Raw genomic sequence first — 12,676 nt, forward strand, 5'->3', positions numbered from 1 at the left:
AATCAGCTCCCGCTCTGCTCAAAGCCTGTGAAGAAACTGGCCACGTGCTCGGCGTCCAGGGCCTGGACGGAGGCAGGGTTCCAGCGTGGATTCTTGTCTTTATCGATCAGCAGGGCGCGCACGCCTTCGATCAGGTCGCCGCGGGCGAACCATTGGCGGTCCAGGTGCAGCTCCAGGGCAAAGCAGCGTTCCAGGCTCAGTTCGCGGCCGCGACGGAGCATTTCCAGGGTTACGGCCATCGCCAGCGGGGAACGGGTCTGCAGCAGGTTGGCGGTGTCCAGCGCCCATTGATGACTGTCGGCCACGGTCACGCTGCGCAGTTGTTCGATGATGCTCGGGACGTCCGGCAGGGCGAAGAAGTGGTCAATGACCGGGCGCAGGGCATGCAGCGGCGGCTCGGGCAGGTGCTGCACCGCCAGTTGGGCCAACAGCCCTTGCAGGTCCTTGAGTGGCGTATCGTTCCACTGGAGGCTATCCAGGCGCCGGTCCAGCTCGCTCAGTTGCTCGCTGGCCATGTACCAGTCGGCCAGGCCGCAATACAGCGCATCGGCGGCGCGAATCTGCACCCCGCTGACCCCCAGGTAGATCCCCAATTCGCCCGGGATGCGCGGCAGGAAATAGCTGCCACCCACATCCGGGAAATAGCCAATGCCGACTTCCGGCATCGCCAGGCGGCTGCGCTCGGTGACCAGCCGCAGGTCAGCGCCTTGCACCAGGCCCATGCCGCCGCCCAGGACAAAACCGTCCATCAGCGCCAGCACCGGTTTACGGTATTGGTGAATAGCCAGGTCGAGGGCGTATTCCTCAACGAAAAAATCTTCGTGCAGGGTGTCGCCGGCCTGGTAGCTGTCATACAGCGAACGGATGTCGCCGCCGGCGCAGAAGGCTTTTTCGCCGGCGCCGCGCAGCACCACGGCATGCACCTGCGAATCCCGGGCCCAGGCCTCGAGTTGGCGGTGCAGGGTGCGCACCATGTCCAGGGTCAGGGCATTGAGGCCGGCGGGGCGATTGAGGGTCAGGTGGCCAATATGGTTGCGGACCTCGGCCAGGACTTCGTTTTGCGTGGCATCCATGGCCTTTACCTGCGTAGATAAAACCTCAGCAGTCATCGGTAACTCCCTGCTTTTATTGTTCTTTATGGAAATGCCCGGGCGCGGGCGATCGTCGATCGTAACAGTGCAAATTTGCCATGTACAACCCGGATGAATGCAGGTTAGGTGTGCATTTTTGTAATATCGAAACGGCCGTCGGCGATATTTTTGAGTGAATAGGGCATTCGCGACAGAATCGGCTGTGAATCGGCCGATGTCAGCCGATCTGCGCTGTTTGCTCAGCCCTTAACGACACCTCGAAGGCAACGTCTGTTGGCATTCTGGCCACGGGTTTGAAGCCGTCAGCGTCGAGGGTTTCAGGTCGACAGAGGTGCGCGGCCAGGGGTATTTCCTGTACAAGTTCACCGTTGAAAATCTGTATGAACGTTTTGACTTGGAACAGGGGCGAGCAGTTGGGGGCTGCGACTATTCTCGACCGGCCAATCAGCGTGAACGTATGCAGTAATTTCTATCGGGCCGTTTGAAGTGAGGCAAGACGTACATGGCGGATATCCGCGATCTGTCGATTGTGCTTGATCGTATCGACCAGGCAATTATCGAGGTGCTGCGCCACGATGGGCGCATCACCTATCAAAAGCTGTCCGAGCTCGTGCACCTGACACCCAGGCCCTGCCTTGAACGGGTGCGTAAACTCGAGCAGTTGGGGGTGATTCGTGGCTACGGGGCGATTCTCGACGAGAAAAAACTGACCCCCGGCCTGTCATTGCTGGTGCTGGTGGCATTGTCGAACCAGAGTGGCCGCGCCGCGCAAAAGGCCTTCGAAGCCAAGGTCCGGGCCTGCCCACAAGTGCTGGAATGCCAACTGATCAGCGGCGCCTTCGACTACAGCCTGCGCATGCGTTGTCGCGACATGGAGCACTATCGGGTCCTGACCGAAGTCTGGTTCGACGACCCGGAGTTGCACATCGACAAACTGGTCAGCCACCCCGAACTGGCGATGGTCAAGACCTCGACCCTGGGCTGATTCAGCCTTGGCCGCTCAGTACCTGGCCGATGCTGCGACGCTTGGCGTGACGCTCGCTGGCATGGATCAACTGTTCGAGGTCTTCGGGGGTGACGTCGAAGAAGGCCTCAAGCTCGGCCAGCGCGGCCTTCAGGTCTTCGGCGGTGATGGCCTGGCTGTCGGTGGGCGGGTGGTCCGCCGGGATCATTGGTACAGGCTCGGCGGGGCGCTTGGGGTAACGAATGCGGGTCAGGTTGTTGTACCCCAGGGCGCTCAGCAGCAGGGTCGATGCGCCCAGCATCACCGGGGCCAGCGCCTGCCAGTCAAGGGCGATGGTTGCCGGATCCGCCAGCACCATCAGCAGTGCCAGGGCCCCGGCCGGTGGGTGCAGGCAACGTAACCAGCACATCAGGATCAAGCCCATGCCGGCCGCGAGGCAAGCACTGGCCAGGGTTCGTCCCAGCACGTGAGCCACCAGCAACGCCATCACGGTGGCACACAGGTAGCCACCGATGATTGACCACGGCTGGGCCAGGGCACCGGATGACACGGCGAATAACAGCACTGCCGACGCTCCCAGGGGGCCGATCAAGTGCAGGGCAATCGGCATGCCGAAGACCTGGGCACAGACCCAGACACTCAGCAGCGTGCCCAGCGACATGCCGATGGCCGCGCGGCTCCATTCGGTCGGGCGAGTGTTGATGGCAGCAGGAATCCAGCGAGCGAACATGGGCAGAACGGTCCAGTGGTGAAGGGCAGGCAAAAAGAAGGGCTTGGCTGGTTCTCCAGCAAGCCCTTTAAGCGTTCCAACATTTGGGGGAGGAACCGGCACAGTGTGCCGGCCAACGTGCCGCCTGACAAATTCATATTAATGAGCTTTAAGTTCATTAATGTTGAAGTTAAATCCCCCGGCGTGCACTCAGGCCACACAGGCAACCGCCGATTACGGCCGGTGCGCCGAGCCTGCAACGGTTTGTCGCTAGAGGCGCAAGTCCAGGCGCATGGCGCAGCGCCGATGACGGGGCAGGCCGTGGGCCGCTTCCGCGTCCAGCCGTTGCTGCAGGTGGGGATCGATCTGCTGTGCTGCCAGGGTGGCAAAACCACAGCGCCGATAGAACGGCTCGTTCCAGGGTAATTCACGGAAGGTGGTCAGGGTCACTGCCAACAACCCCTGGTCCCGGGCATGCTCGATCGCCGCCTGCAACAGCCGGCGACCCAAGCCCTGGCCCTGGGCCGAACGTCCGACCGACAGCTCCTGGACATGCAGTTGGCGGCCCTCCACAGCCGCGCTGAGAAAACCGACAATACCCCCATCCGCCGCCTCGACCACCCACACCGGGGATGTTGCGATGTGCTGGCGATGTTCAGGGCCACTGATCACCGCGGCGTCGACCAGCCAGGCCAGCTCCGGGTCTTGGGCAAACAGGCGTGCCGCTGAGCGCTCGATGTCGGGTAGGGCGTCGGCATCATCGACGTGGGCTCGACGCAGGGAATAGGTCATGGCGACGGCCTAGGCGATGGCCGCTGCAGCGGGCCACTGCTGCTGCGGCATCGGCAGATGGCAGGACTCGCCGCGCCCCATCGGGAAGTACTTGAAGCCATTGCGCGCCAGGCGTTCGGCGTCGTACAGGTTGCGCCCGTCGAAAATCACCGGCGCCTTCAGGCGCTGCTGGATCAACTCGAAGTCGGGGGCCTTGAACTGCTGCCATTCGGTGCAGATGATCAACGCGTCAGCGTCCTTGAGGACTGATTCTGGCGTGCCCATCAGCATCAGCCGGGTCTCGTTCGGGTACAGCTTCTGGGTTTCCTGCATGGCTTCTGGGTCGAAAGCGCTGACCGATGCGCCCGCTGCCCACAACGCCTCCATCAAGACGCGACTCGGGGCGTCCCGCATGTCGTCGGTATTGGGCTTGAATGCCAGCCCCCAGAGGGCGAAAGTCTTGCCGGCCAGGTTGCCGTTGTAGAACGCGTTGATCCGCTCGAACAGCTTGTGTTTTTGCCGTTCGTTGATCGCTTCCACCGCTTGCAGCAGGTCGCTGGAGCAATTGGCTTGCTGGGCGCTGTGAATCAAGGCCCGCATGTCTTTGGGGAAGCACGAGCCGCCATAACCACAGCCGGGGTAGATGAAGTGATAGCCGATACGCTGGTCGGCGCCGATGCCCAGGCGCACCGACTCAATGTCGGCCCCCAGGTGTTCGGCCAGTTCGGCGATCTGGTTGATGAAGCTGATCTTGGTCGCAAGCATGCAGTTGGCGGCGTACTTGGTCAGTTCGGCGCTGCGCAGGTCCATGAACAGGATGCGATCGTGGTTGCGGTTGAACGGCGCATAGAGGTCGCGCATCACTTCGCGGACTTCGTCACTGTCGCAGCCGACAATGATCCGGTCGGGACGCCGGCAGTCGGCGACCGCCGAGCCTTCCTTGAGAAACTCGGGGTTGGAGACGATATCGAACTTCAGGCTGCGCCCGCCTGCGTGCAACTGGCGTTCAATGTGCGCGCGCAGCGTGTCGCCAGTGCCCACGGGCACGGTGGATTTCTCGGCGAGGATCAGCGGCTGCTGGCGGTGGCGGGCCACTGCATCGCCGACTGACAACACATAGCGCAGGTCGGCCGCACCCTCGTCGTCGGACGGCGTGCCCACGGCGATGAACAGCACCCGGCAGTGCTCGATGGCGAGTTTTTCGTCGGTGCTGAAATGCAGCCGTCCAGATTCCAGCCCTTCACGTACCAGGCTGGCCAGCCCCGGTTCGAAAATGCTCACATGCCCTTGCTGCAGCAGCGCAATCTTTTGCTCATCGATGTCCATGCAGACCACATCGTGGCCCACTTCGGCCAGCACGGCAGCCTGGACCAGGCCCACGTAGCCACTCCCGATTACACTGATTTTCATGAGGCATTCCTGAGGTCTGAAGTACGGTTGCTGCGCGAATTGATGGTAATGACTCCGAGGATGACCAGGGCCACCCCCAGGGAGCGGGACAGGCTGAAGTCTTCGTTGAACAGTGGCAGGCTGGCCGCCAGCAGGTAGACCAGGGCGTAGCTGATGCTCAGCAGTGAGTAGGCGCGTCCCAGCGGTACGTCACGCAAGGCCAGCAGCCAGCAGAGCATCGACAGCCCATAGGCGAGGATGGCGCTCAGCACCACTGCCACCGCGAAGGGGTCGACCGTGCCGTCGTGCAGGGCCGTCCACCACTGCGATGGCAGGGGCAGATGGCTCATGCTCCAGCGCATGCCCAACTGGGCCGTGCTGACCAGCACCACGCTGGTCATCGCAAAACCCATTCCACGACCCAGGCTCATAGTTGCCTCCCGAGCAGAATCACCCCGGCGATCACCAGGGCGACGCCGATCCAATGCTGGCGGTCGATCGCTTCATGGAACACGAAGCGGGCCACCAGGGTGATCAGGACAAAATTCAGGCTCAGCATCGGGTAAGCCACCCCGACATCGAGCTGTTGCAGCACCAGCAACCACACCAGCAGGCCCAGGCCCAGGCTCGCCAGCGCCAGCCACAGCCAGGGCGAACGCAGTTTGTCGAGCAGTGCCGAAGGCCGGTCACGCCAGCTTTCCACGGCGTATTTCTGCGCCACCTGGCCCAGGCAAGTCAGCAGGCAGGCGACCCCGATCAGTATCAGGCTCATGGCTGACTCTTGGGGAAAATCAGGATCACCAGATTGCCTTGGTCATAACGTTTGAAGTCCTGGGGCAACATGTCGATTTCGTAGTGCTCCTGGCCATTGATCCGCATGACGACGCCCACCTGGCCTTGCTGGCGGGCTTCGCTCATCCATTGCGGGACCTTGAGGAAGTCCACCCGGCGATGCAGGGTGTCAGGATAAGCCAGACCATATTTCACTTCGCCTACGGTGTTGTACAGCGCCACGTCCGGGCGGTTGAGGCGCCAGGCCAGGGCCGAGGCGGCGCCCAGGTCGTTACTCAACAGGCGGGTACTCTGGCTGAGCTCCTGCAGATGGTCGTTGATGAACTGGTCCGGGGTCTTGTTGTAGACCACCGAGTTCGGCAGGCCGGCCGGCAGCAGGGCGACGAACAGCCAACTGCCCAGTACCGGCGCGGCCCACAGTCGCAAGGGTCGCAGCGCCTGCAGGGCGTTGCACAGCAGCCAGCCGATCACGGCAACGCTGACCAGCGCCAGGTGCTCGGGTTCGTTGTTGTACAGCGGTTTCTTGATCTGGAAATACACCAGCGCCAGCAGCACCAAACCACCGAGTGCCAGATTGAGCGCAGCGTTGATGCGGATGACCCGGGTCTGGCGGTTTCTCAAGCGATCCACCAGGGCATCGCCCATCAACAGCGCCAGCGGCAACAGGCAGGGGAAGATGTAACTCGGCAATTTGCCCTTGGCCAAGCTGAAGAAGGCCAGTGGTAGCAGCAGCCACAGCAGCAGGAAGCCGATGCTGGCCTGGCGCCGGTTTTGCCAGGCCTGGCGCAGGGCGACCGGCAACAATGCGACCCACGGCAGGCTGAACGCCAGCAACAGCGGCAAGTAGTACCACCAGGGCTCCGAGTGCTGGGCATCGGCACCGGCAAACCGGCGGATGTGTTCATGCCAGAAGAAGAAATTCCAGAAGTCCGGCTCCTGGGCATGCACCGCCAATGCCCAGGGCAAGCTCACCAGCACCGCGACCACCACGGCCACGCCGCCGTAGGTCAGCAGTTCACGCAAGCGCTTTTGCCAGGCCATGTAGGGTAGGGCGATCAGCACCGGCAGCAGCCAGGCGAGGAAGCCCTTGGTCATGAAACCCATGCCGCAGGCCAGGCCGGTCAGGGCCCAGTAGCCCAGGCGGGCGCGGGGTGTCTGGCTGTCAAAGGCCAGCCACAACGCCACCAGGCTCAGGTTGACCCAGAAGGTGAATTGCGGATCGAGGTTGGCGTAGCCACCCTGGCCGACCACCACACACAAACTCATGTAGAGCAAGGCGCAGGTCAGGCTCTTGCGTGGGTCGCTCCATAGGCGCCGGGCAATCAGGTAGGTCAGCACGATGCTCAGGCCAGTGCTCAGGGCCGAGGCCACGCGCACACCAAACAGGTTGTCGCCAAACAGCGCCTGGCCCAGGGCGATCATCCAGTAACCGGCCACCGGTTTTTCGAAATAGCGGATGCCCATGAAATGGGGGGAGGCCCAGTTCCCGGTCAGGAGCATTTCCTGGCTGATCTGGGCGTAGCGGGTTTCGTCGGGAATCCACAGGCCGTGGGACGTCATCGGCAGCAGGTAGAACAGGCCGAAAGCCAGCAACAATAACGGCAGTATCCAGCGTCTGCTCATGCGCCTTGCACCCCCAGCCAGCCTTCACGGCCGGCCAGCGTGCCCCGCAGGACCCGCCCCGCAGGCAGGGTGTCCAGCGCATCGGGCAGCAAGTTGCCCAAGGGCTGGAAGTCGATGTCGCGCATGCGCGCTTGCACCAGCAATTGACGGAAATGCTCAGCCATCAGAATCCCTTCTACCTCTGCATGTACGGTGTAGACGTTCAGCTGCGAGGGGCTGAATCGGTCCAGAATGAATGGGTTGAACCCGTCGGCGGCCACCAGCGGGCCGACCACTTCGTCGAACGTCGGCAAATCCACCGGAATCTGTGGGGTGCCGAGACTGCCGTCGGCCAGGCGCGGACGAAACAGGCTGTGCCCCCGGCAATCACTGTTGTAGCGAAAAGCAAAATCCTGCTTGGCCGCAATCACCCGCTCATCGGCACGCCAGCCGGCGGCGGCCGAACAGTCCACGGCCTGGCCGAGAATATCGCTGAGGCAGTCGACGCCTCGGCGGATCTGCTGGCTCAACTGTGCATCGCTCCAGCGCCCGGCATTGGCCTGCCAGCCGTGGTGGTCCCAGGCATGCAGGCCAATTTCATGGCCGGCGTCCGCAGCCCGGCGCATCAGGTGCCCCAGGTCACGACCGATGGGCTTGCCGGGCCAGGCGGTACCCGCCAGCAGAATGTCCCAGCCGTACAGGCCGGCGGCATTGGAACGCAACATTTTCCAGAGGAACTGTGGGCGGATCAGGCGCCACAGGTGGCGCCCCATGTTATCCGGGCCAACGCTGAAGAAAAACGTCGCCTTGACCTGCGCCTCATCCAGCATGTCGAGCAACCGGGGCACGCCTTCGCGGGTGCCCCGGTACGTATCGACATCGATTCGAAGGCCTGCCTGCATCAACGCTTGTCCGCGATTTCGAGCATGGCTTCACGCAGGAAGAAATCCAGCGTGTTGCCGATGGTTTCGCGCATGTGCACGGTCGGGGTCCAGTCCAGCAAGCGCTTGGCGTTCTTGATGCTTGGCTTGCGGTGCGCCACGTCCTGGTAGCCGGTGCCATAGAACGCCTTGCTCTCGACCTCGCGAAAGCCAGCGAACGGCGGGAAGTTGCCACGCAGCGGGTGTGCCTCGAACTGGCGCAGCAATTCCTCGCCCAGTTGGCGAATGCTGGCCTCGTTGTCCGGGTTGCCGATGTTGATGATCTGGCCAGTGCAGGCGCCATTGCGGTTGTCGATGATCCGCGCCAGGGCTTCGATGCCGTCGGCGATGTCGGTGAAGCAGCGTTTCTGCTCGCCGCCGTCGAACAGGCGGATCGGCGTACCTTCCACCAGGTTGAGGATCAGTTGGGTGATGGCTCGGGAGCTGCCGATCCGTGCGGAGTCCAGGCGGTCCAGGCGCGGGCCCATCCAGTTGAACGGCCGGAACAGGGTGAAATCCAGGCCTTGCTGGCCGTAGGCCCAGATCACCCGATCCAGCAACTGCTTGGACACCGAGTAGATCCAGCGCTGCTTGTTGATCGGGCCGACGACCAGATTGGAGGTGTCTTCGTCGAAGTTCTCGTCCTGGCACATGCCATAGACTTCCGACGTCGACGGGAAGATCACGCGCTTGTTGTACTTGACGCAGTAGCGAACCAGTTTGAGGTTCTCTTCGAAGTCCAGTTCAAACACGCGAAGTGGGTTGCGGGTGTATTCGATGGGCGTGGCGATGGCCACCAGCGGCAGGACCACATCGCATTTCTTGATGTGGTACTCGATCCACTCGGAGTGAATGCTGATATCGCCTTCGACGTAGTGGAAATTGGGGAGGCTGCGCAAGCGCTCGATGGCGTCGGAGCCAATGTCCAGGCCGTAGACTTCGTACTGGTCGTCGCGCAGCAGGCGCTCGGACAGGTGATTGCCGATGAACCCGTTGACGCCCAGGATCAGCACCCGGGTGCGCCGTGGGCTGCGCCCGGATTCGGCGCCGCGCAACACGGAGCCCTCGACCAGGCCCAGTTCGTCTGCCAGTTGCGGGCCACTGAGGAACAGACCGTTGTCGTTGCGTTGGCCAAAGGTGATCACCAGCGAGTCTTCGCCGCAGGCAATGCGCAACGGGTCGACACTGATCACGCGTCCGGGTGCCAGGCCCGCATTGCCCTTGGCCACCTCGGCACTCCAGACAATCAATTTGTGCTCGCCTACGGCGCAGAAGGCGCCAGGGTAGGGCTGGGTGACGGCGCGCACCAGGTTGAACAGTTGCTCGGCCGGTTGTTGCCACAGCAGTTTGCCGTCCGCCGCGGTGCGGCGCCCGAACACGGAGGCGCGGGATTCGTCCTGGGCGGTTTCGCGGGTTTTGCCCTGGAGCATCAGGGGCAAGGTGTCGCGCAGCAGAGTGGCGGCGGCTTCGCGCAGCTTGCCGTGCAGGCTCAGCGCGGTGTCGTTGCGTTCAATGGCGACCGCTTGCTGGGCGACGATGGCCCCGGCGTCGGCGCGCTTGACCATGCGGTGCAGGGTGACACCGGTCTGGGTTTCACCGTTGACCAGCACCCAGTTTGCCGGTGCGCGGCCACGGTAAGCCGGCAGCAACGAACCATGCAGGTTGAACGCACCCTGGCGGGCGGTTGCCAGCAGCGGCTCGCTCAACAGGTTGCGGTAATAGAAGGAGAACAGGTAGTCAGGGTTGAGCTTGGCGATGCGCTCGATCCACAACGGATGGTTGACGTCCTCCGGCGCATGCACGGTGATGCCCTTGCGTGCGCAGAGTTGCGCGACCGAACCATAGAAAGTGTTTTCCTTGGGATCGTCGGCATGGGTGAACACCGCGCTTATCCGGACGCCCGCTTCGAGCAGGGCTTCGATGCCGGCGCAACCAATGTCGTGGTAGGCAAAAACAACAGCGTTTGAACTCATGGCGAAACCTGATCAGTTGAAGTGGAAGTCAAACCGTCGACAGTGACAACGGGAGCCGGCGTGGCGGCTTGGTTGCGCAAAACTTTCTCGATGAAGAACCGTGGCCGGGCCCTGACATCACCGTACATCCGTCCCAGGTACTCGCCCAACAGGCCCATGCCGATGAACTGGCCACCGGTGAACACGAACAGGATGGCGAACAACACGAACATGCCGTCACCGGCCCAGTCGGCACCAAAGGCCAGGCGCAAGACAATCAGGGTGAGGGCGAAGAGCATGCCCAGCGCCGCCATGCTGAAACCGATGATGCTCAGCAGGCGCAGCGGGGTGGTGGTCATGCAGGTGATCAGATCGAACATCAGGTTGATCAGGCGCATGGTGCTGTACTTGGACTCGCCGTGCTCGCGCTCGGCGTGCTGCACCAGGATCTCGGTGGTGTGGCGCGCAAAGCTGTTGGCCAGGATCGGAATGAAGGTGCTGCGTTCGCGGCAGGCCAGCATCGCGTTGACCACGGTGCGCCGATAGGCCCGCAGCATGCAGCCGTAGTCACTCATGGCGACCCCGGTGGAGCGCTTGACCGCAAGGTTGATCAACTTCGAGGGATAGCGGCGCAAGGCCGAGTCCTGGCGATTGTTGCGCACGGTGGCCACCACGTCGTACCCCAGTTCGGCCTGGGCCACCAGGCGAGGAATTTCCTCGGGCGGGTTCTGCAGGTCGGCGTCGAGGGTAATCACCAGATCGCCCTTGCACTGTTCGAAGCCGGCCATGATCGCCGCGTGCTGCCCATAGTTGCGGTTGAGGATCACCGCCACCACGTTGCTGCCGTCGCGGGCGGCGGCCTCTTCGAGCAGTTGTGCGGAGCTGTCGCGGCTGCCGTCGTCGACCAGGACTATTTCATAGTCCTGCTTGAGTTGGCGGCAGGCCGCTTCGGTGCGGCGCAACAACTCGGGCAGGCTGTCTTCTTCGTTGTAGACCGGGATAACGATCGACACGCAATGGATTGGATAAGGCTTCAAAGGCTTGGGTCCAGGGTCTGTGCAATGGCGCCCACTACGGGTTTGACGTCATTGGGAGTCATGTCAGGGAACAATGGGATCGAACACCGAGGTGTCGAGTTCCGTGGAAAGCTCGGCTTAAATGAATAAATTGTCACAGAGTAACTCAAGAAAAATATTCCATATCAAACGGTTAGCCGGTAATGGTGAAAAACCCCATGAATTGACTTTTCTCCCAGGGACCGGCAGCTTGGCTCAGGCAGAACCTGATTCGGAAGCGCTGAGAGTAAGCGCGGAAATGTAAAAGTGACATGAAAAATCGGTGTCCGGATCGTTTAACTTAGACGCTTACAGCAATTGTTCAGGGGGCTGCCAGGGATGCAGCTTTTATCAGAAACTTCCTACAGGTTTAGCCTGTCTGACCCCTCTTTGTTGAGCAATTTTCATTAAAGGTCCTTTCAGTTTGTTCGATTTACCCGATACCCCACCGACACCCGACGTGCAACGCCCCAATCCACTGACGCTGTATCTGGCGCGCCTGGCACCCTCCAGCCAGTTGACCTTGCGTTATGTCTTGCAGGACGCGGCCGACCGCCTGGGTTTTGATGAATTGAACATGGAAGACATCCCCTGGCACCAGTTGCAGCCCGAGGATGTGATCGCGCTGGTGGCGGCGTTGCGCAGCGATGGCTACGCGCCCAACACCTCGTCCCTGTACGTCAACGCGGTACGGGGGGTGATGAACGAAGCCTGGCGCATGAGCCTGATCAGCCATGAGCACCTGCTGAAAATGCGCTCGGTCAAAGGCATCGCCGGCACGCGCCTGTCCCAGGGGCGCAACCTCAAGCGCACCCTGATCCACGACCTGATGGCGGTGTGCGCCGCCGACCCTCGGCCCCAGGGCCTGCGCGATGCGGCGATCATTGCGATCCTGTACGGCTCGGGCATGCGCAAGTCGGAGTCGGTCAACCTCGACCTGGCGCAGGTCGACTTCACCGAACGCAGCCTGCAGGTCACGGGCAAGGGTAACAAGCAGTTGATCAAGTACGCGCCGAGCTGGGCCTTTGCCAAGCTCGAGGCCTGGCTGGAACTGCGGCGTTCGTTTCTCGAAGAGGGGCAGGCGGACGATGGCTTCCTGTTCAACCGCATTCGCCGTGGCAGCCACATCACCCGCGAGCGGATAACCAAGCACGCGATCTACTACATTGCCCGGCAACGCGGAACTCAGGTAGGCGTGAAGATCATGCCCCATGACTTCCGCCGCTCATTCATCACCCGGGTGATCGAGGAACACGACCTGTCGATCGCGCAGAAACTGGCGCACCACAGCAACATCCAGACCACTGCCAATTACGATGTGCGCGACGACAATGAGCGGCGGCGCGCGGTAGATCGCTTCGATCTGTAATTAAATCCTTATCAAACAATACGATATCGACGATTTATAAAGTAATTTAGAGGATTTGGCAG

At 61.9% G+C, this 12,676-nt stretch carries 11 protein-coding genes and 1 pseudogene; 2 read left to right on the forward strand and 10 right to left on the reverse strand.

The window, feature by feature from the left end; translation table 11 throughout:
- Nucleotides 1-2 precede the first annotated feature (2 nt).
- The gene (locus H7995_RS02715) at nucleotides 3-1,109 is read right to left on the reverse strand and encodes an enoyl-CoA hydratase/isomerase family protein (protein ID WP_182340429.1); all 1,107 of its coding nucleotides are present in this window, start codon (nucleotides 1,107-1,109) and stop codon (nucleotides 3-5) included.
- Between the two features lie 484 nt (nucleotides 1,110-1,593).
- On the opposite strand from H7995_RS02715, the gene H7995_RS02720 reads away from it, so the two are divergent.
- Complete coding sequence (locus tag H7995_RS02720; RefSeq protein ID WP_166589554.1) at nucleotides 1,594-2,076, forward strand: Lrp/AsnC family transcriptional regulator; 483 nt, start codon at nucleotides 1,594-1,596, stop codon at nucleotides 2,074-2,076.
- Nucleotide 2,077: 1 nt separating this feature from the next.
- On the opposite strand, the gene H7995_RS02725 is transcribed toward H7995_RS02720, so the two are convergent.
- The 9 genes and pseudogenes from H7995_RS02725 to arnC all read right to left on the reverse strand — a co-directional run bounded on the left by H7995_RS02725 (nucleotide 2,078) and on the right by arnC (nucleotide 11,227).
- Entirely contained in the window at nucleotides 2,078-2,785 is a 708-nt protein-coding gene (locus tag H7995_RS02725) for an HPP family protein (protein WP_166589555.1), read from the reverse strand.
- A 249-nt stretch (nucleotides 2,786-3,034) separates the two neighbouring features.
- Entirely contained in the window at nucleotides 3,035-3,556 is a 522-nt protein-coding gene (locus tag H7995_RS02730; RefSeq protein WP_166589556.1) for a GNAT family N-acetyltransferase, read from the reverse strand.
- A pseudogene (locus tag H7995_RS02735) lies at nucleotides 3,522-4,945 on the reverse strand (UDP-glucose dehydrogenase family protein). The gene H7995_RS02730 and the pseudogene H7995_RS02735 overlap by 35 nt, the downstream one beginning before the upstream one ends.
- Entirely contained in the window at nucleotides 4,942-5,355 is a 414-nt protein-coding gene (gene arnF, locus H7995_RS02740) for a 4-amino-4-deoxy-L-arabinose-phosphoundecaprenol flippase subunit ArnF (RefSeq protein WP_166589558.1), read from the reverse strand. Before arnF ends, H7995_RS02735 begins: the two are co-directional and overlap by 4 nt.
- Nucleotides 5,352-5,696 (reverse strand): 4-amino-4-deoxy-L-arabinose-phosphoundecaprenol flippase subunit ArnE, encoded by a 345-nt coding sequence (gene arnE, locus H7995_RS02745; protein WP_166589559.1) that lies wholly within the window; start codon nucleotides 5,694-5,696, stop codon nucleotides 5,352-5,354. Before arnE ends, arnF begins: the two co-directional genes overlap by 4 nt.
- Nucleotides 5,693-7,339 (reverse strand): lipid IV(A) 4-amino-4-deoxy-L-arabinosyltransferase, encoded by a 1,647-nt coding sequence (arnT, locus tag H7995_RS02750; RefSeq protein WP_166589560.1) that lies wholly within the window; start codon nucleotides 7,337-7,339, stop codon nucleotides 5,693-5,695. The genes arnE and arnT overlap by 4 nt, the downstream gene beginning before the upstream one ends.
- The gene (gene arnD / locus H7995_RS02755) at nucleotides 7,336-8,220 is read right to left on the reverse strand and encodes a 4-deoxy-4-formamido-L-arabinose-phosphoundecaprenol deformylase (RefSeq protein ID WP_166589561.1); all 885 of its coding nucleotides are present in this window, start codon (nucleotides 8,218-8,220) and stop codon (nucleotides 7,336-7,338) included. Before arnD ends, arnT begins: the two co-directional genes overlap by 4 nt.
- On the reverse strand, nucleotides 8,220-10,211 hold the full coding sequence (gene arnA, locus H7995_RS02760) for a bifunctional UDP-4-amino-4-deoxy-L-arabinose formyltransferase/UDP-glucuronic acid oxidase ArnA (RefSeq protein ID WP_185817939.1): 1,992 nt from the start codon (nucleotides 10,209-10,211) through the stop codon (nucleotides 8,220-8,222). The genes arnD and arnA overlap by 1 nt, the downstream gene beginning before the upstream one ends.
- On the reverse strand, nucleotides 10,208-11,227 hold the full coding sequence (gene arnC, locus H7995_RS02765; RefSeq protein ID WP_182340427.1) for an undecaprenyl-phosphate 4-deoxy-4-formamido-L-arabinose transferase: 1,020 nt from the start codon (nucleotides 11,225-11,227) through the stop codon (nucleotides 10,208-10,210). Before arnC ends, arnA begins: the two co-directional genes overlap by 4 nt.
- Nucleotides 11,228-11,723: 496 nt before the next feature.
- On the opposite strand from arnC, the gene H7995_RS02770 reads away from it, so the two are divergent.
- Nucleotides 11,724-12,614, forward strand: coding sequence for a site-specific integrase (locus tag H7995_RS02770; protein ID WP_185817988.1), 891 nt, complete (start codon nucleotides 11,724-11,726; stop codon nucleotides 12,612-12,614).
- Nucleotides 12,615-12,676 lie beyond the last annotated feature (62 nt).

The organism is Pseudomonas kielensis, from assembly GCF_014236655.1.
Classification (GTDB): domain Bacteria; phylum Pseudomonadota; class Gammaproteobacteria; order Pseudomonadales; family Pseudomonadaceae; genus Aquipseudomonas; species Aquipseudomonas kielensis.